The organism is Actinomycetota bacterium, assembly GCA_040881665.1.
Classification (GTDB): Bacteria; Actinomycetota; UBA4738; order UBA4738; family HRBIN12; genus JBBDWR01.
The window spans coordinates 374,736-393,078 of sequence record JBBECT010000004.1; the positions used below are offsets into that span (position 1 = coordinate 374,736).

The following is an 18,343-nucleotide window of genomic DNA, read 5'->3' on the forward strand; positions in this document are numbered from 1 at the left end:
GCTACTCCCGCCCCGGCGTCTCGGAGGGTCCCGCGGCGGCCGCGCCCTCGTCGGTGGCCGAACCCAGGGCGGCGCGGTCCCGCGCGCGGTCCCCGTCGGTCTTGGTTCCCAGCAGCCCGACCGAGCAGTGGATCCCGCACTCCTTGTCGGTGTCCTGCTCCCACCACCAGCGGCCGGCGCGCTCGTCCTCGCCCGGCTGCACGGGGCGGGTGCACGGGATGCAGCCGATCGAGCTGTATCCGTGGTCGAACAGCTCGTGGTAGGGAACCTCGTTCTTGCGGACGTAGTCCCAGACCTCGTCCTGGCTCCAATCCGCGAGCGGGTTCAGCTTCACGATTCCGCCGTGATCGCGGTCCAGCTCGACCTTCGCGATCGACTTGCGTGTCTTCCACTGGTCTCTCCGAAGCCCGGACACCCACGCGTCGAGCGTCGCGAGCTTGCGCTTCAACGGCTCCACCTTGCGGATCTCGCAGCACCGGAGGCGGTTCTCCACGCTGCGGTACATCAGGTTCGGTCCCCGCTCGAGCACCATCATCTCGACCGCGACGCGCTCGGGGAACTCGAACTCGACCTTGATCCCGTACTTCTCGCGGATCTCCTCGAACAGCGTGTACGTCTCGGGCGGCAGCCGCCCGGTGTCGAGCGTGAACACGCGGATCTCCGGGTTGATCTTCCAGGCCATGTCGACGATCGCCATGCCGTCGACCCCCCCCGCGGCGGAGATCGCCATCTTGGGGTGGAAGCGTTCCAGGGCCCACGCGAGCAGTTCCTGGGCCGAGGCGTGCTCGAAACGGTCGGCGGCGTCGTGGATCGCGCGCGCCTCTTCGTCGACGACGGGCAGCGCGGGTTCGTGGAGCGGTTCGTGGGGGTCGGTCGTGCTCACTGTGGGTTCTCCCCGAGTCCGGTGAAGCTGAGGTCGAAGTTCCGGTCGCAGATCAGGCAGTGCCACCCGCCGGCGTCGACCGGGCGGAGGTCCTGTTCCCCGCAGAACGGACAGTAGAAAGGAACGGCGCGCGGCGTGCCCGAGGCCATCAGCGTCCCCCCGGCTTGGCGAAGCGCGCGAGCTCTTCCTCCGACAACGACCGGACGAACTCCGCGAAGCTCTCGTGCCCGTTGCGGCGGTGTCCGTAGCGGCGCAGCAGCGACTCGACGTAGTCGGTCGCGTCCTCGGCGTAGATCCGTACGCCCTTGATCTTGCGTCCGAATCCCGGCCGCTCGCCGAGTCCGCCGCCCAGGTGGACCAGGAACCCCTCAGAGCGCGTTCCGTCCGGCCGAGGGAGCTGGCAACCCATCAGTCCGATGTCGGCGACCTGGAACCGCGCGCAGCTGTTCGGGCAGCCGTTCACGTGGATCCGGATCTCCTCGTCGAAGTCGGGCATCCGTTCCTCGAGCTCGGTGTAGAGCTGCTGCGCGCGCCCCTTCGTCTCGGTGATCGCGAGCTTGCAGAACTCGATGCCGGTGCACGCCATCATCCCTTTGCGGAACGTGCTTGGCCGCGCGCGCAGGTCGACCTTGTCGAGCTCGGCGACGAGCTCGTCGGCGCGAACCGGGTCCACGTCGAGGATCACGAGCTTCTGCTGCGTCGTGGTGCGCACCCGGCCCTGTCCGTACTCCGCGGCGAGGTCGGCGACGAGCGAGAGCTGGTGGCCGAAGGTCCGCCCGGCCTTCGGCGCGAAGCCGACGTAGACCGTGCCGTCGTGCTGCTCGAACACCCCGACGTGATCGCGCTGCGCGGTACGTGAGGTCGGAGGGGCGTCCCCATCGGGCAGGGCGCCCTGGAGGTACTCCTTCTCGAGCACCTCGCGGAACTTCTCGGCCCCCCAGTCGGCGACGAGGAACTTCATCCGCGCGCGGTTGCGCGTTCGCCGGTAGCCGTAGTCGCGGAACACGCCCGTCACGCCCGCCCACACGTCGGGAACGCGCTCGGGCTCGACGAACGCACCGAGCCGCTGAGCGATGTGCGGGCTCGTCGACAGGCCCCCGCCCACCCACAGGTCGAACCCCGTGGCGCCGTCGGACCGCTCGACGCCGACGAACGAGACGTCGTTGACCTCGTGTTGCGCGCACTGCTGGCGGCACCCGGAGATCGACGTTTTGTACTTGCGAGGCAGGTTGCTGAACGCCGGGTCCCCGACGAAGCGCGCCTCGGTCTGCAGGATCGCGGGCGTCGCGTCGAGGATCTCGGTGCGATCGACGCCGGCGAGTGGGCAGCCGAGCATCACGCGGGGCGTGTCACCACACGCCTCCTGCGTCGAGAGCCCGACGCCCTCGAGTCGTTCCCAGATCGCGGGAACGTCTTCGATCCGGATCCAGTGCAGCTGGACGTTCTGACGGTCGGTGACATCGGCGACGTCCCGGCCGAACCGCGTAGAGATCTCGCCGATCGCGCGCAGCTGCTCGGAGGTCAGCAGGCCCCCGGAGATCCGGATCCGCAGCATGAAGAACTCGTCCTCGAGCTCCTCGGGCTCGGCCATCCCGGTGCGGCCGCCCGGCACCCCCTGGCGGCGCTGCGTGTACAGGCCCCACCACCGCATCCGGTTGCGCAGATCCTGCTTCGTGATCGATCGGAATCCCTGCTGCGCGTAGATCCGTTCGATCCGATCGCGGACGTTGAGGCCATCGTCCTCTTTCTTGATCTGCTCGGCCGGGTTCAGCGGCTCGCGGTAGCCGAGCGCCCACTGCCCCTGCCCGCGGGGGCGCGGCTTCTTCGGTGTGCGCTTGGGCTGCTGGTCGTCGGCCATGGAGATCGTTCCGCCTCGGTGTCCTCGTCGGTTCGGGCTGGTCGGGCAGGTGCGGGTGGTCCGGGGAACGCGAAAGGGCCGCTCGCGCGGCCCCACGTGGTTCCCGGTCGGATCGAGGTGGCTACCGCACGTGCCCCCCAGCGTCCCGCATCGGGACGCCGGACGCGAGCACACAACAGAGGCGACTGGGCATCATGGCGCCCACCAGGCCTGCCGTGCGTGTGCAGATCATCGCGATTCCTATCCTTCCGATCGGATTTGCAGATGCAAACCCTACTGCTGACCTGCAAGAACCGTCAAGGCGGGTCGTGACGTTGCGCGCCGTCGGTGAGACCCTCGCGGTGATGGCGACCGTCGAGACGGATCCGGAGCTGACCAAGAAGATCCTCGAGCGCGCGACCACGATCGCCGTGGTCGGCGCCTCCGCGAATCCGAACAAGCCCGCTCACACCGTGCCGGCCCGGATGCAGCAGGCGGGGTTTCGCATCCTCCCGGTCAACCCCACGGTCGAGGGGGAGTTGTTCGGCGAGAAGGTGTACGCCTCGCTCGCCGAGGTCCCGGAAAAGGTGGACGTCGTGGACGTGTTCCGGCGCTCCGAGGACACGCCGGAGGTCGCCCGAGCCGCCGTCGAGATCGGCGCCGGCGCGATCTGGCTCCAGCAGGGCATCGTGTCCGAGGAGTCTCGGCGCATCGCCGAGGAGGCCGGCATCGACTACGTCGAAGACCACTGCGTCGCGGTCGAGCGCGCCCGGTACCGGATCGACAAGTCGTAGCGGCGTGTCCGTCAGCAGACTGCCATCAAGTACGGGTAGGGGTTGACCGCCCCACCGAGTACCGACTGTCCGTAGGGGCTGACCGGCACGTTCGAGGGGATCGAGGCCGGGTGCCACTCGAAGTGGTTGTGCGGGCTGGTGCCGGCGGCATTCCCGGTGGTGCCCACGTAGCCGACCACGTCTCCTGCGCTCACCGAACCGAGCTGCCCGATCTTCGACAGGTGGGCGTTGTAGACGTAGCCCTTGCCCTCGTTGCTCGTGACGTTGACGGCGAGTCCGCCGAGGGAGTTCGAGGAGCTCGACGCGGTGCCTGAGAAGGGCGCCACGATCGGCGCGCCGCTCGAGGCGAAGATGTCGACGCCCATGTGCAGGTGGCCGACCCGGGCGGCGCCGAAGCTGTTCGATATCCCACCGCTGGGAACGGGGCACGCGTCGAACGGGCTGGACCCCGCCGGAACCGAACCTCCTCCGGTCGATGGGGCGGCCTGGGCGGCGAGCTCCGCCTGGTGTTCCTTCCACTCGTCGTAGCGCTTCTGGCTGTCGGCGAGGATGTCCTCGGCCTCGGCCTCGAGATCGGCGAGACGGTCGCGTGCCGCCGCGGCGGCGTCGAGCTGAGACTGGAGCGCGTCGCGCTGACGGCGGCGTTCCTCGACCAAGGCCTTCTGCCGCTCCCGGATGCCTTGCATCTCCGCTCGGTCTTCCTCGAGCAGGGCGCGCTCGTTCTCGACGGCCACGACGAGATCCGAATCGTCACCGGCGATCGCGTCGAGGAACTGCACGCGATCCGACAGCTCGGCCATCGAGTTCGATTCCAGGATCACGCCGAGTTCGGTGGTCCCGCCGCCCTCCATGAATCCGATCGCCGCGCGCTCGTCGAGCCGGGCGCGGAGCCGCTCGTACTCGGCACGGGCGATGTCGATGTTCTCCTGGATCAGGTCGATCCGCGCCTCGATGTCCTCGAGCTCGTTCTCGGCTTCGCCCAACGCGGTCGCGGCACGGGTGAGCTCGGTCTCGATCCTGGCCAGCTCGGACTGCTGCGCGGCCAGCTCGTCTTCGATCTCCGAGAGCCGGCTCTGCGCCGCCTCGAGCTCCTCTTTCGGGGTCGCGGCGCCCATCGCCGGCAGGGCGACGAGGAACGCGAGGATCACGGCCAGCGCAGCGGCGAAGCGGAACCGATTGTCGATCGCCGGGGAAGTCAACGACATCACCTATCTGTGGGGTTGGTGGGGGGTGCGAACCGACACACGGTACGTGCGGGGCCCCACAGGACTATCGTGCTGGGTGGGAAGTGTCAACGAGTGTTCGATAGAGGTGTCACTCTCCGCAGGAACTCGTACGACTCCGTCATACAGCGTCAGGCACGCCCCGTCAGGCGGCTGACGGATCATCCAGAGCCGGACACCGCCCAGATCGTCAGGCGGTTGACGACTCCCCTCGGTTCACGGCCTCGCCGCGGCTAGTCCTCCGGATCGGGCGGATCGGCCTTGCGCTTCTCCATGTACGCGACCAGCTCGGCGTCCACGTCCGCATCGATCCCGGGATCCTCGTACCGCTCGAGCAAGGCCTTCCACGAGGCGTTCGCGCGCTCGGCAACGGTCGGCGACCCCATGCCCTCCCACGTCGCGAAGTCCTGCGTCTGGAACAGCGGCGACATGTACAGCCACTCCTTGAAGTGCTCCATCGTGTGCGGCGAGGCCAGGAACATCCCACCCGGCCCCAGCTCGGCCAGCGCGTCGAACCCGAACTCCTCGTCGCTCAGCCCGATACCCTCGCGCAGCGTCGAGAAGATCGACAGCAGCTCGAGGTCGAGCGCGAACTTCTCGTACGACGCGCACAGGCCTCCCTCGAGCCAGCCGGCCGCGTGCAGAACGAAGTCGGTCCCCGCGAGCAGGGTCGCCCACAGCATGTTCTGGGTCTCCGCCGCCGCCTGACCGTCGACCGAGTTCGCCGACGCGAGTCCGCCGCCGCCGCGGAACGGCAGCCCGTAGCGCCGCGCGATCTGTGCGCCCGCGAGGATCCCGATCACCGACTCCGGCGTCCCGAACGCCGGGGAACCCGTCCGCATATCGGTTGCGGTGAAGAACGATCCGTACAGGCACGGCGCCCCCGGCCGTACGCTCTGCGCGATCGCCACCCCGCTGAGCGCCTCGGCGACCTGGATCGCGAGGGCGCCGGCGACGCTGACCGGCGAGGTCGCCCCCGCGAGCAGGAACGGCGTGATCACCGTCGGTTGGTTCTCGGCCGCGGTCTTCGTCAAGGCGTCGGCCATGCGCGTGTCCCAGATCAACGGCGAGTTCGGGTTGATGATCACCATCGTGACGGCGGCGTCGCCCACCTTCTCCTCGCCGCCATGCGCGATCCGCGCCATCCGGATCCCGTCCACGGCCTTCGGCCCGCTCGTTCCGTACGCGGCGAACGGCTTGTCGGTCCATCGGAGCACCGAGTAGTCCATGTCCAACGACCGCGACTCGACCGGCAGCTCCACCGGTTCCACCGCCCCGCTCTGCACGGCGTTCAGCAGGTCCGCGGCCTGCGTGAGCTTCACGAGCCGTTCGTGATCCTCGATCGTGCCGCTTCGCCGGCCGCCGTCCAGATCCGAGCAGAACGGCGGGCCGCCGACATTGGTCCACACCGGCTCGCCCTCGCCGATCACGACGTCGCGCTCGCGGTTCCGCCCGAGCAAGGTGAACGACGAAGGTGCCTGCGCGACGCGTTCGGCGATCCAGCCGCGGTCGAACCGGACGCGCTCGCCGTCGACCTTCTGTCCCTCCTTCACGAGCAGCTCGCGAGCCTCCTCATGGATCACGTCCATCCCGATCTCTTCGAGTATCCGCATCGCCTCGGTGTCGATCCGATCCAGTTGTTCCTCGGTCAGCACCTTCGGGTTGTTCTCACGCTCGAACATCGGCGGCCTCCGCGTCGGTCTGGCTCTCCGGATCGATCAAGGGGGCGAACAGGGACTGCAGGGGCGAGAGCCCCGTGTCGCGGATCTCCAACGGCCGGTCGACGTACGCCGCGATCTCGCGCGCCTTCCGCTCGAGCGCCCCGTCCTCGTCGGGGTCCTGGCGGAAATAGATGATCCGCGTCAGGTGCTCGAAGTAGGTCTCCTTCAACCACGGGAACCGATCGAGGCCGAGCCCGCGGATCACCGCCGACTCCCACGCGCGCACGAGCCAGTCGGTGAGGAAGTACACGCCGATGTCCTCGCTGATCTCGTCGAAGGCGTCGGCGGCGAACCACTGGTAGCAGTGCACGCCCTCGGGACGCTCCACGGTCGGGTAGCGATCGAGCACCTCGTCGAGGCGTCCGCCGGTGCCGCAGTCGCCGTAGACGACGATCACCTTGTCGTAGCGCTCGACCAGATCGGCGAGCTTGCGTTCCACGTCCTCGACGATCTTCGGCGGCGTCAGGTGGTGGACCGCCGACACGCCGTGGATGTCGGCGTCCCAGCCGTTGATCGCGATCAGCTGCTTCGTCTCGCGGGCGAGCGCCCCACACGCGAGGAACGCCGTCCGCGCGCCCGTCGCGGTCACGAGCGCCACCCCACGATCGAGGGCTCCACGCCGACTGCCTCCAGCTCGGGGAAGGCCACGTTACGGATATAGCGGTCGTTGAAGTCCTCGACCGCCGACAGCTCCTCGTACTCGACGAACGCCGGGAGCTCGAACGCGACCTCACGTTCTCGGAACGACATCAAGGCCATCTTCGCACCCTCGCTCGCAGCGTTGCCGACCGCCGAGATCCGCTCCACGGGCACGGCGGGCACGAGCCCGATCACGCGCGCGCTCGCCGGGTTGATGTAGGTGCCGAACGAGCCCGCGAGCATCACTTCGTCCAGGTCGCTCGCGCCCAGGCCCAGCCGGTCCATCACGACCTCGATCCCCGTGGAGATCGCCGCCTTCGCCTCCGCGAGCGCGCGGATGTCGAGCTGCGTGAGCACCACGTCGTCGGTCAACGCGAACGCGCGGATCCCCTCCCGGTCCACGACGCGATCGGCCAGCGGGTGTCCGGCGAGCTCCTCGGCCGGCAGGAAGATCCCGTTGGGGCGGATCAGGCCCGTGAGTCGGAGCTGCGCGACGATGTCGATCAGCGCGGAGCCGCAGATGCCGCGCGGCGTCACGTCGCCGCCGATCACCTGCAGGTGCACACCCTCGTCGTCAAGCACGACGCCCTCGATCGCTCCCTCGGTCGCGCGCATCCCGTGCAGGATCTGGCCACCCTCGAAGGCCGGTCCGGCGGGCGCGGAGGTCGCGAGCACGCGGTCCGCGTTCCCGACGGCGATCTCACCGTTCGTCCCGACGTCGACGAGCAGGCGCCGCTCCCGATCGCGGGCGAGTCCCGTCGCGACGATGTCCCCGACGATGTCCGCGCCGACGTAGGCCCCGATCGAGGGGAACAGGTCGACCCGTCCCTCCGGGTGGATCTGCAGGCCGAGGTCGGCCGCGCGAGCCTCCTGCGCCTCGAGGAACGTCGCCACGAACGGCGAGAGCGCGATCGAGCGCGGGTCCACCCCCAGCAGCAGATGCAGCATCGTCGCGTTCCCGACCGCGACGAGCTCGTAGACCTCATCGCGCACGACGCCCGCCGTGGAGCACACGCTCTCGATCAGCCCGTTCACCGTGTCGACGACCGCATCGCGCAGTTCCTCGATCGCGTCCTCGCCGGTCATCGCGTGTCCCATCCGCGCGATCACGTCGGCGCCGTACGGAGCCTGCCGGTTGATCGTCGACTCGACGGCCGCAGCCGCGCCGGTGCGCAGATCGATCAACGTCGCGACGACCGTGGTGGTGCCGATGTCCAGGGAGATCCCGAACACCCGCTCGCGCGTGTCGCCGGCCTCGACGTCGACGAGATGGTCGCCGACAACGGTCGCCGTCACCCGGGTGTTCTCGTCGGCCGTCGCGCGGGCGAGGCGCGGGAACACGCTGGGACCGGCGACGACCTCGAGTCCCTCGGCGTCCAGGAGCGCGTCACCGACGCGCCGCAGATGGCTCCGCGCGTCATCGAGCGTCGGCTCGGGCAGGTCCAGGAACACCTTCTGCACGTTGGGCTCGAGCAACACGAACCGGTTCACGCCCATCGTCGCGGCCTTCGGCGAGCGGAGCAGGGCGGGGACCTCGCACACCGTGTCCTCGTGGATCTCCTGTTGGCAGCTCAGCCGCCAGCCGTCGGTCATCTCCGGGCTCGACAGGTGCCGATAGTCCGCCACGGTCCGCTCGCCGGCGCCCTCGACGATCCGCACCTTGCACTTGCCGCACGTCCCGCGGCCGCCGCACGTCGAGTCGATCGGCAGCCCCGCCCAGTGCGCGGCGTTGAACACGCTCGTGCCGCCGGGCACGTGCGCGGTCTTGTCGCTCGGCAGGTACCTGATCTCGAGCTTCCGGCTCATCGTGTCGTTCCCTGCGTCGCGGCCGTTTCGGCGCGATGGGCGGCGATCCAGGCCATCGACATCGCGTCGCGGCCGAGCAGCACGTCGGCCGCGAGGATCGCCTTGCGAACCGGACGGTGCAGCGGGTTCGTGATCGCCGCGTTCATCCCCGCGAGGATCGCGTGGGGAACGAACACCGCATCGATCGCCTGGCGATCCGGCATCCCGAACGAGATGTTCGACGCCCCACACGAGCTGTTCACACCGAGCTCGGTACGCAGCAGACGCACCGTCTCGTACATCGCGGTCGCGGCGTCGGGCGCGGCGCCGATCGGCATCGCGATCGGGTCGATCACGACATCCTCGCGAGCGATGCCGTGGCCGGCCGCGGCCTCGACGATCTTGCGCGCGCACGCCAGGCGCACCCGCGGATCCATCGAGGGGCCATCCTCGTCGTTCGCCATGCCGACGACGGCGGCGCCGTGCTTCGCGACCAGCGGGAGCAGGCGCTCCAACGACTCGGCCTCGGCCGTGACGGAGTTCACCAGGACCTTTCCCCGGGCGGCCGGGATCGCGGCTTCGAGCGCCTCGGGCGTCGACGAGTCGATGCACAACGGCACGTCGACCACCTCGTGCACCGCCTGGACGAGGCCCGTCAGCATCGCCGCCTCGTCGTACCCGGGGATCCCCGCGTTGAGGTCGAGCACCCGCGCCCCGACCTCGACCTGCGCCACCGCGTCCGCCCGCGCGAGCGTGTAGTCGCCGGCGATGAACCCCTCCGTCAGCTTGGCGCGGCCGGTCGGGTTGATCCGCTCGCCGATCATGACGAACGGGTGCGTGTCACCGATCCGGACCTCGCCGCCCGGACCGGACAGGACGGTGTCGCCGACCGTCCCGAGCAGCGCCGTTGCCGGCTCGCTCACTGCGCGAGTCCCACGAGCTTCTTCGCGATCTCGACCGCCTCCGGCGCGTTGTTCGCGTATCCGTCGGCGCCGATCTTCTCCGCCCACTCCGGCGTGACGGGCGCTCCCCCGACCATCACCTTGACCTTGTCGCGCAACCCCTCCCGCACGAGGACCTTGATCACGGTCTCCTGGTAGGGAACCGTCGTGGTCAGCAGAGCGGACAGTCCGACGATGTCGGGCTGCATCTCGTTGATCGTCTGCACGATCGTGTCGGCCGAGGTGTTCTTGCCGAGATCGTGCACGTCGAAGCCGGACGTGCGGAGCATCGCGCCGACCATGTTCTTGCCGAGGTCGTGCAGATCGCCCTTCACGGTGGCGAGCACCACGAGCTTGTTCGCCTCCTCGTCGCCGGTCTTCTGAGCGAGCAGCACCGGCTCGACGATCGCGTTGCACTGCTTGAAGACCTCCGCGGACGCGACGACCTCCGGCAGGAACACCTCCCCCCGCTTCCACATCTCGCCGAGGATGAACATCGCCGCGGCCATGCCCTCCTCGAGGATCGTGGTCGGGTTAACGCCGTCGTCCACCAAGCGGTTCGTCGCGGCGAGGGCGAGATCGCGGTCGGCGCCGATCAGCGCCCGCTTCAATACCTCGAGGTCTTCCTGGCTGGACTGCTCCATCGCTGGACTCCTGTCGAACGCGGACCGGACGAGGTGAGCCGCTGACGTGACTTCCGGTCAACAACGGCAACGGTTCGGGACCCCCCGAAGTGTAGAAGACCCAGCCCAATGGCGGAATCCCCCCACAGAGCCGGTAGCGTGACCTGCGGTCATGACGTCGTGCCTGGGAGGCATCCCTCGTCGGCCTAAATGACGCTCTATCTGCTGTCGACGTCACCCGCGAACGGACGTCGCGACTGCGTTGATGCCCGCCGCTCCGATCCCGCAGCAGCCTCCCACCACGTCGGCGCCCGCATCGACCCACGAACGGATCTCGTCGCGGTCGAACCGGTCCCGGGTCGCGGCCGCCCACGACCGCGTCGATGCGTCCCAGACACCTCCGGCGTTCGGGTAGGCGATCAGCGGCTTGCCAGAGGCGCGTCGGATCGTCCGGAGCAGCCCGGCGACCTGATCCGGGGGCGTGCAGTTGACCCCTACCGCCACGATCTGATCGGCCCGGTCGGCGAGGCGCACGGCGTCCTCGATCGGATCGCCGCCGGCCGTCCGACCGTCGCGGCACGTGAACGACAGCCACGCGCGACCCTCGGGGCGCGTCCGCAGAGCGTCGACGATCGCCCCGGCCTCGTCCACGCGGGGAAGGGTCTCGGCGGCCAGCAGATCGGCTCCCGCGTCGAGCAGCACGTCGATCTGCGGCTCGTGGAACGCCGCGAGCTCGGCTCTTCCGATCCCGTCCCCGTAGTCGCCGGTGAACTCCTGACCGCCGGCGAGCATGGCTCCGTACGGGCCGATCGACCCGGCGACGAGGATCGTGCCGGCAGCCGGGCGCTCGTCGAGGAACCGTGCACGCGCCTGGGCGGCGAGCTCGACGCTTCGCCGTAGCAGCAGTTCGGCCCGATCGGCGTCGATCCCCGCGCGGCCGAGCCCTTCGATCGAGGCCTGGTAGCTCGCGGTGATCACGACGCGCGCGCCGGCGCGCAGGAAGTCCAGGTGGGCGGCGACCACCGAGTCCGGGTCGTCGGTGAGGGCGCGGGCGGTCCACAGCGGGCCGCTGAGGTCGGCCCCGTGATCCCGCAGCGCCGTGGACATCCCGCCGTCGAGGATGACGGTCGAGCGCCCGATCATCTGCCGAATGTCCACACCTCGATGGTGGCAGAGTCTCGGAACCAGCGACGCTACTCGCGGGGTTCGATGTCCTTACGGTGGCTCGTCTTCTCCTCTTCGAGGAACTGCGCCTCTTCGGTCGAGCCCTTGAGTGCGAGCGTGGACGACGTTCCGCCGGTGATCACCTGGGAGACCTGGTCGAAGTAGCCGGTCCCGACCTCGGCCTGGTGGCGCGTCGCGGAGTAGCCGTCGCTCTCCATCTCGAACTCGCGTTCCTGCAGCTCGACGTACGCCGTCATCCCCTCGCGGGCGTACCCGTACGCCAGCTCGAACATGCTCGCGTTCAGCGCGTGGAACCCCGCGAGCGTGATGAACTGGAACCGGTAGCCCATCGCGCCGAGTTCCTTCTGGAACTTCGCGATCGTCGCGTCATCCAGGTGCGAGCGCCAGTTGAACGACGGCGAGCAGTTGTAGGCGAGGAGCTTGCCCGGGTACTTGTCGTGGATCGACTCTGCGAACCTCCGCGCCTCGTCGAGGTCGGGCGTGCTCGTCTCGCACCACAGCATGTCCGCGTACGGGGCGTAGCTCAGACCGCGATCGATCGCGGCGTCGATGCCCTCGTTCACGTAGTAGAAGCCCTCGGGTGTCCGCTTGCCCGTGGTGAATCGCTTGTCCCGGGGGTCGACGTCGCTCGTGAGCAGCGTCGCGGCCAGAGCGTCGGTCCGCGCGACGAGCAGGGTCGGCACGTCGAGCACGTCGGCGGCCAGGCGTGCGGCGGTCAACGTGCGGACGAACGCGTCGGTCGGCACGAGGACCTTCCCGCCGAGGTGTCCGCACTTCTTCTCGCTCGCGAGCTGGTCCTCGTAGTGCACGCCCGCCGCTCCGGACTCGATCATGCTCTTCATCAGCTCGAAGGCGTTCAGCGTTCCGCCGAACCCGGCCTCGGCGTCGGCGAGGATCGGCGCCATCCAGTGGGTCTCGGCGTTCTTCGACTCGCTCCACGCGATCTGGTCGGCGCGCTGGAGAGCGTTGTTGATGCGGCGCACGACCTGCGGAACCGAGTTGGCCGGGTACAGCGACTGGTCGGGATAGGTCTGTCCGGCGAGGTTCGCGTCCGCCGCGACCTGCCAGCCCGACAGGTAGATCGCCTTCAGGCCGGCCTTCACGGTCTCGACCGCCTGGCCGCCGGTCAGGCACCCGAGCGCGGCGACGAAGTCGTCGGAGTTGAGGAGATCCCAGAGCCGCTCGGCACCCCGGCGAGCGACCGTGTGCTCGACGGTGAACGAGCCACGGAGGCGAACGACCTCCTCGGCCGAGTAGTTGCGCTCGATGTCGCCCCAGCGAGGCTCGGTCTCCCAGCGCTTCTCGAGTCCGTCCGCCGCACGGCGGATCCGCTCTTCGTTCCCCTGGCTCGTCATCTCGGTGGTCCTTTCCCTCTGATCGCGGTGGCATGCTCGGTAACGAGAAAGACCCCCCGCCGTGGCGAGAGGTCCGGGCGTGCTCGGGCGAGGGGCCCGGCACGCCTAGGCGATGGCTACGAAGCCCCGTCGGACCGCGAGTGCGCTGAACGACGGTTCAAACATGGGTCGATTGTGCAGCAAGGACACCCTGCCTGTCAATCCGACCTTGGGTGGTCGAGCGTCCTTGCGACTGAACGCGAGTCAGCTCAGGGGACGATCTTCGAGATCGGGAGCTCGAGGATGTCGGTGGCGCCGGCCGCCTTCAGCTCGGGGATCAGCCTGTTCACCGAGCGCTTCTCGGCCACGGTCTCGATCGCGAAGCCTCCGTCGGACAGCTCGCTGACGGTCGGCGCCTTCATCGAGGGAACGAGCTCCAGCACCTTGTCGAGGTCACCCTTCCCGACGTTCAGCTTGATCAGCACCTTGCCTTCGGCTCGCAGGGCGCCGAGCAGCAGCGTGACCAAGTCGTCCATCGCTGCCTTCTTGGCGGGGTCGGCGACGGCGTCTCCGTTGGCGATCAGCAGGACGTCCGACTCCAGCAGCGTCTCGATGATCTTCATCCCGTGTGCGCGAAGGGTGCTGCCCGTCTCGGTGATGTCGACGATCGCGTCGACGATCTCCGGCACCTTGGCCTCGGTCGCGCCGTAGCTCCAGACGACATGTACGGAGATCCCGAGGTCGTCGAAGTAGCGCTGGGTGAGGTGCTCGAACTCGGTCGAGATCCGCGTCCCGGCGGGCAGCTCCGCGGCGGCGTTCGCCGGGTGGTCTTTGGGAACGGCGAGCACCACCTTCGTGCCGTGGCCCGTCCCACTCTTCGCGTAGGTCAGGCTCGCGAGCTCGACGACGTCCGATCCGGTCTCGGCGACCCAGTCCCGGCCCGTGATGCCGATGTCGAACAGGCCCTCCTCGACGTAGGCGGGGATCTCCTGGGGACGCAGCACGCTGACGCGGTCGATCCGATCGTCCTCGATCGTCCCGTGGTAGTCGCGGGAGCTCGACCGGCGCACCGTCAGGTCCGCAGCCTCGAACAGCCGCAGCGTCTGCTCCTCGAGGGAGCCCTTGGGGATGACCAGCTTCAGCACGTGGTGACCTGCCTCACAGACGCGATCCGAGGACACAGGCAGTGTATAGGCGGGGCCCGAAGGCTCCGGGACTCCCCGGGGCATACGGATACCGAGTTGACGGGTGAGGTAGGAATCCCACTAACGGTGATCAACCGGCGGGAGACCCGCAGGCTGGCGTGGACGGAGGTCGACGGGTTCGAGGTCGGCGCCTCGTGGGATCCCGCGCAGGGTGGATCGCCTGCCCTCGTCCGGCTCCGAACCGGCTCCAGCGTCCAGCTCCAGGCCGCCGGGAGCCGGTCCGACGCGGCCGCGTTCATCGCACCCCTGCGTGCGGAGTTCGAGACCGCGCTCCGGAGGACTGCCCCGCCGGCTCCGCCGACGTCCAGTGGCTCCGAAGGGGAGGGAGGGCCGAGGCCGCGGAAGTAGCACGATCGTTCGCCCATGTGACAGGCGGCGACCGTCTGGTGGACGCGGGCGAGCCACGCCATCCCTCTGTTCAGTCGTCGCCCGAACCCGGTCCCGAGCTGTCGCCGTCGCCTGAGCCACCGGAGCCGGATCCGCTGGATCCCGAACCGGAGGAGTCGTCATCGTCGCCTCCAGACCCCGACCCAGAGCTGTCGTGGTCGGATCCCGAACCGCTCGAACCAGAACCCGACGAATCCGAACCCGGTCCCGAGTTGTCGTCAGGGTCGTCGCCCGACCCCGGTCCCGAGTTGTCGTCACGGTCGTCCCGGTCGTCGCCCGACCCCGGTCCCGAGTTGTCGTCCCTGCCGTCTCGGTCGTCGCCCGACCCGGGCCCGGAGTTGTCGCCGCGGTCGTCTCGGTCATCGCAGTCCTGGTGGCGCGGCGTTCCGGGCGCGTCTCCCGACCCCTGATCCGGGGTCCCGTCGTCGTCGACACGGCACTCGCCTGGGGAGGGCGTGTCGCTCGGCGAAGGCGTCTCGGTTGCTTCGCTCGTTGGTGAATCCGACGGTCGATCGACCGTCTGGGCGGAGGCGTCGAAGGTTCCCGCCGACGCCAGATACACGACCAGCGCGAGCGCGACCGGGATCGCTATCCCGATCGCCCCGAACAGCAAGACCTTGAGTCTGCTCATCGTCCCGATCCTTCCTCTTCGTCGGACGAACCCAACGTAGAGGGGCCTCTGCAAGCTCCGGGCTGCGCCAAGGTTAAGACTCGGTTCGTTCCTGGAACACGGCCTCGAAAACGGCGCCCGTGCCGGGAACGGGTCGCGCCAGGCCCAGCTCCCCGCCCCACCGACGCACGAGATCCCGGGCGATCGGCAGCCCGAGACCGGATCCTTCACCTGCCGCATGCCCGCTCGCTCCTCGGGCGAACCGCTCGAAGATCTTGCCGCGCTCGGCCTCCGGGATACCCGGGCCGGTATCGATCACGGCCAGCAAGGCCCGGTCGTCGCGGTGGCCGGTCGTCAGCGTGACGCGCCCGCCGGGGGGAGTGGATCGGACGGCGTTCGAGACGAGGTTGTCCAATACCTGTGCGAGGTCGCCGGGATCCGCGTCGATCCGGGCGGGACGACCGTCCGTGTGCGAGACGAGGGCGACATCGGCACGATCGGCGGCGTCCCTCCACCGCTCGATCGCCGCGACGACGCAGGCTCGGAGGTCGACATTCTCCGGCGTGCCGCCCGGCTCGGACGATCGCGCGAGTCGAAGGAGGTCTTCGACCAGGCGTTGGAGTCGATCCACCTCGCGTTGAGCCTTCGCGACGTCCGCCTCTGCGCCGGGGACGCGTTCCAAGGCTTCGAGCCGGAGCCGAAGTCCGGTGAGCGGTGTGCGGAGTTGGTGCGAGGCGTCGGCCGTGAACTCCCGCTGTGAGGTGACGAGCTCTTCGACGGACGCCGCCATCCGGTTGAACGACTCGGCGAGCGATCGAACCTCGCTGGGTCCCTCAGGGACGGCGCGACGATCGAGATCGCCGGCCCCCAAGCCCGCGGCGGCCGATTCCAATCGGCGTACCGGACGCGCCAGCGAGGTCGCGAGCAGCCACGCGACCCCGAGCCCCGCGCCGATCACCGCGATGCCCACCAGCCCGATCGCGAGCCAACCGCGCGATACCCGGTCGTCGACCGCGGCGACGGGCCCGGAGACACGGACGGCGCCGACGACCTCGGCATCGTCGAGCACCGGGACCGTGACCAGCAGCAACGTCGCTCCGAGCGTTTCGCTCGAACGGCGTCGCACGTCGATCGCTCCTTGCTCGAGCGCTGCGGCGAGCTCCGGCCGATCGGAGGTCGCGTAGCGTGACCCTATCGCGCCCGATCCCGAGGAGTCGGCGACGACCACTCCGTCTCGCTCGACGACGAGGATCCGCTCGCTCGGCGCGTCCTCTGCGAACCGCCGGACGATCGTCGCGAGGCGTACCCGCTCCTCACGGCTCTCGGGTTCGTCGATCGGTTGTTCGCCGACCCGCGCGACGTCGTCCGCGATCTGCGAGGCCACGAGCGCAGCGCGGCTGCGGAGGTTCGCCTCGAACTCGGCGGCGATCCTCCGCTGCACGTTCAGGGCGAGCGGCACGGCCAGGGCGATCACGGCGACGCTGAGCAGGTAGCCGGCCGCGAGCACGAGGCGTGAGCGGAGGCTCACTTGTCGCCGGCGTCGGGGGCGACGAACCGGAATCCGACGCTGCGCGCCGTGAAGAGGAACCGCGGGTCGGCGGGATCGTCGCTCAACTTCTTGCGCAGCGTGCTGACGTGCACGTCGAGCGTCTTCGTGGATCCGAACCAGTGCTCGTCCCAGACCTCGTCGATCAGGTCGCCGCGCGGGACGATCCGTCCAGCGTGATCCATCAACATCGCGAGGAGATCGAACTCCTTTCGCGTCAGTTCGATCGGTTCCCCGTCGCGGCTGACCGACCGGGTGCCTCGGTCGAGACGAACCCCCGCGATCTCGAGCACGTCCGCCGATCGCGGTGCCTCCTTGGCCCGGCGCAATACCGCACGGATCCGCGCGATCAGCTCGGTCGAGCGGAACGGTTTGACCACGTAATCGTCGGCCCCCAGCTCGAGCCCCACGACCGTGTCGGTCGGGTCGTCCCTGGCCGTGAGGACGATCACCGGCGTCGAAGCGGTCGCCCGCAGTTCGCGGAGGAGGTCGCGCCCGTCGCCGTCGGGCAGCATCAGATCCAGGAGTAGGAGGTCGGGCGGTTCCGCCGCCAGCTCGCTGCGTCCCTGCTCGACCGAGGAGGCTCGCCGCACGAGGAACTGCTCCCGGCCGAGTAGATCCGCGAGGGGCTCCGCGATCGAGTCCTCGTCCTCGACGATGAGGATCCGCGTGGGGGTCACGTTCGCACGATACCGCCCCTTACCGAACGCTTACGTTGTCGGAACTCGGACTTCACGGGTCTCCTCCTACGGTGACGACACGACAGGGTCGATGGGGCCCAGAGGAGAAGGAGGACCCATGCGCAAGATCCTTGGTTCGGCATTGGCCGCGTGTTGTCTCGCGGTGTTCACCCTGGGCGCGCAGCCTGCGTTCGCCAACGACGACGACGTGATCGTCGAGAAGGACTGCAGCGGTCCGAGCGACCTGAAGCTCAAGCTCAGCCCCGAGCACGGCCGGATCGAGGTCGAGTTCGAGGTCGACCAGAACGTGGTCGGCGACAGCTGGCGAGTCGTGCTCCGCCACGACGGCGAGCGCTTCTTCCGAGGCGTCCTCGTGACGCAGGAGCCCAGCGGGTCGTTCGAGGTCCGGCGGGTCGTCGACAACGAACAGGGCGACGACCTGATCCAGGCGAAGGCGCGGAACCTGGCGACCGACGAGCTCTGTCGGGGAGCGGCGGTCGCGACGTTCGGTACCAGCTGAGGTCACCGAACGCGGCATGAGCTGCAACGGTCCCGGCGGGAGTTTCTCCTCGCCGGGACCGTTGCGCCCTCAGCCCTGCAGCGCCCGGAAGAAGCAGGAACGCTCGCCCGTGTGACAGGCGGAGCCCGTCTGGTGCACGCGGGCGAGCACGACATCGGCGTCGCAGTCGACGCGGAGCTCCTCCCAGTGCTGCACGTTGCCGCTCGTGTCGCCCTTGCGCCACAGTTCCTGCCGGGAACGGCTCCAATAGACCATCCTGCCCTCGGCAAGCGTGTGGTCCAGCGACTCGCGGTTGGCCCACGCGAACATCAGCACCTCGTTCGAGTCCGCGTCCTGCACGATCACGGGGATCAGTCCGCGTTCGTCGAAGCGCAGACCGACGAGATCGACGGCGGATCGGTCGAGAGCGTCGTCGTTCGATTCGCTCATC

General features: G+C 69.1%; 19 protein-coding genes. 3 read left to right on the forward strand and 16 right to left on the reverse strand.

All coding sequences use genetic code 11. The features are described 5' to 3' along the window. Position 1: 1 nt before the first annotated feature. Genes WEF05_02790 through WEF05_02800 form a run of 3 tightly spaced genes read right to left on the reverse strand, consistent with a single transcriptional unit; the run spans position 2 to position 2,741 of the window. Positions 2–883, reverse strand: a complete 882-nt coding sequence (locus WEF05_02790) for a phosphoadenylyl-sulfate reductase (GenBank protein ID MEX1100827.1) — start codon at positions 881–883, stop codon at positions 2–4. Continuing rightward, positions 880–1,032: an Insertion element protein gene (locus WEF05_02795; GenBank protein ID MEX1100828.1), complete on the reverse strand. Its 153-nt coding sequence runs from the start codon at positions 1,030–1,032 to the stop codon at positions 880–882. Before WEF05_02795 ends, WEF05_02790 begins: the two co-directional genes overlap by 4 nt. Continuing rightward, positions 1,032–2,741 (reverse strand): nitrite/sulfite reductase, encoded by a 1,710-nt coding sequence (locus WEF05_02800; GenBank protein ID MEX1100829.1) that lies wholly within the window; start codon positions 2,739–2,741, stop codon positions 1,032–1,034. Before WEF05_02800 ends, WEF05_02795 begins: the two co-directional genes overlap by 1 nt. 344 nt (positions 2,742–3,085) lie before the next feature. Between WEF05_02800 and WEF05_02805 the strand changes: the two genes are divergently transcribed. After that, the gene (locus WEF05_02805; protein MEX1100830.1) at positions 3,086–3,514 is read left to right on the forward strand and encodes a CoA-binding protein; all 429 of its coding nucleotides are present in this window, start codon (positions 3,086–3,088) and stop codon (positions 3,512–3,514) included. A gap of 11 nt (positions 3,515–3,525) precedes the next feature. Here WEF05_02805 and WEF05_02810 read toward each other — a convergent pair whose 3' ends face one another. The 9 genes from WEF05_02810 to hisG form a co-directional block, all read right to left on the reverse strand. After that, positions 3,526–4,719, reverse strand: a complete 1,194-nt coding sequence (locus tag WEF05_02810) for a peptidoglycan DD-metalloendopeptidase family protein (protein MEX1100831.1) — start codon at positions 4,717–4,719, stop codon at positions 3,526–3,528. A 251-nt stretch (positions 4,720–4,970) separates the two neighbouring features. After that, positions 4,971–6,419 carry a trimethylamine methyltransferase family protein gene (locus WEF05_02815; protein MEX1100832.1) on the reverse strand — a complete coding sequence of 483 codons (1,449 nt, stop codon included), beginning with the start codon at positions 6,417–6,419 and terminating at the stop codon, positions 4,971–4,973. After that, positions 6,406–7,047: a DUF1638 domain-containing protein gene (locus tag WEF05_02820; GenBank protein ID MEX1100833.1), complete on the reverse strand. Its 642-nt coding sequence runs from the start codon at positions 7,045–7,047 to the stop codon at positions 6,406–6,408. Before WEF05_02820 ends, WEF05_02815 begins: the two co-directional genes overlap by 14 nt. Then, positions 7,044–8,903 carry an ASKHA domain-containing protein gene (locus tag WEF05_02825; GenBank protein MEX1100834.1) on the reverse strand — a complete coding sequence of 620 codons (1,860 nt, stop codon included), beginning with the start codon at positions 8,901–8,903 and terminating at the stop codon, positions 7,044–7,046. The genes WEF05_02820 and WEF05_02825 overlap by 4 nt, the downstream gene beginning before the upstream one ends. Beyond that, the gene (locus tag WEF05_02830; GenBank protein MEX1100835.1) at positions 8,900–9,805 is read right to left on the reverse strand and encodes a dihydropteroate synthase; all 906 of its coding nucleotides are present in this window, start codon (positions 9,803–9,805) and stop codon (positions 8,900–8,902) included. Before WEF05_02830 ends, WEF05_02825 begins: the two co-directional genes overlap by 4 nt. Continuing rightward, complete coding sequence (locus WEF05_02835; protein MEX1100836.1) at positions 9,802–10,467, reverse strand: corrinoid protein; 666 nt, start codon at positions 10,465–10,467, stop codon at positions 9,802–9,804. The genes WEF05_02830 and WEF05_02835 overlap by 4 nt, the downstream gene beginning before the upstream one ends. Before the next feature lie 213 nt (positions 10,468–10,680). Next, positions 10,681–11,604, reverse strand: a complete 924-nt coding sequence (gene mmuM / locus WEF05_02840; protein ID MEX1100837.1) for a homocysteine S-methyltransferase — start codon at positions 11,602–11,604, stop codon at positions 10,681–10,683. Positions 11,605–11,639: 35 nt separating this feature from the next. Further along, the gene (gene aceA / locus WEF05_02845) at positions 11,640–12,986 is read right to left on the reverse strand and encodes an isocitrate lyase (protein ID MEX1100838.1); all 1,347 of its coding nucleotides are present in this window, start codon (positions 12,984–12,986) and stop codon (positions 11,640–11,642) included. 248 nt (positions 12,987–13,234) lie between these two features. Further along, positions 13,235–14,110, reverse strand: coding sequence for an ATP phosphoribosyltransferase (gene hisG / locus WEF05_02850; GenBank protein MEX1100839.1), 876 nt, complete (start codon positions 14,108–14,110; stop codon positions 13,235–13,237). A 126-nt stretch (positions 14,111–14,236) separates the two neighbouring features. Here hisG and WEF05_02855 point away from each other — a divergent pair, with 126 nt between their 5' ends. Then, positions 14,237–14,518: a hypothetical protein gene (locus WEF05_02855; GenBank protein MEX1100840.1), complete on the forward strand. Its 282-nt coding sequence runs from the start codon at positions 14,237–14,239 to the stop codon at positions 14,516–14,518. A 70-nt stretch (positions 14,519–14,588) separates the two neighbouring features. Here the strand turns inward: WEF05_02855 and WEF05_02860 are convergent, their stop codons facing one another. The 3 genes from WEF05_02860 to WEF05_02870 all read right to left on the reverse strand — a co-directional run bounded on the left by WEF05_02860 (position 14,589) and on the right by WEF05_02870 (position 17,393). Next, on the reverse strand, positions 14,589–15,188 hold the full coding sequence (locus WEF05_02860; GenBank protein MEX1100841.1) for a hypothetical protein: 600 nt from the start codon (positions 15,186–15,188) through the stop codon (positions 14,589–14,591). A 73-nt stretch (positions 15,189–15,261) separates the two neighbouring features. Further along, a complete protein-coding gene (locus WEF05_02865; protein ID MEX1100842.1) occupies positions 15,262–16,695 on the reverse strand; it encodes an ATP-binding protein in 1,434 nt (477 codons plus the stop codon). Beyond that, complete coding sequence (locus tag WEF05_02870) at positions 16,692–17,393, reverse strand: response regulator transcription factor (protein MEX1100843.1); 702 nt, start codon at positions 17,391–17,393, stop codon at positions 16,692–16,694. Before WEF05_02870 ends, WEF05_02865 begins: the two co-directional genes overlap by 4 nt. 118 nt (positions 17,394–17,511) lie before the next feature. Here WEF05_02870 and WEF05_02875 point away from each other — a divergent pair, with 118 nt between their 5' ends. Continuing rightward, entirely contained in the window at positions 17,512–17,913 is a 402-nt protein-coding gene (locus WEF05_02875; protein MEX1100844.1) for a hypothetical protein, read from the forward strand. Between the two features lie 69 nt (positions 17,914–17,982). Here WEF05_02875 and hisI read toward each other — a convergent pair whose 3' ends face one another. Continuing rightward, positions 17,983–18,342: a phosphoribosyl-AMP cyclohydrolase gene (gene hisI / locus WEF05_02880; GenBank protein ID MEX1100845.1), complete on the reverse strand. Its 360-nt coding sequence runs from the start codon at positions 18,340–18,342 to the stop codon at positions 17,983–17,985. Position 18,343 lies beyond the last annotated feature (1 nt).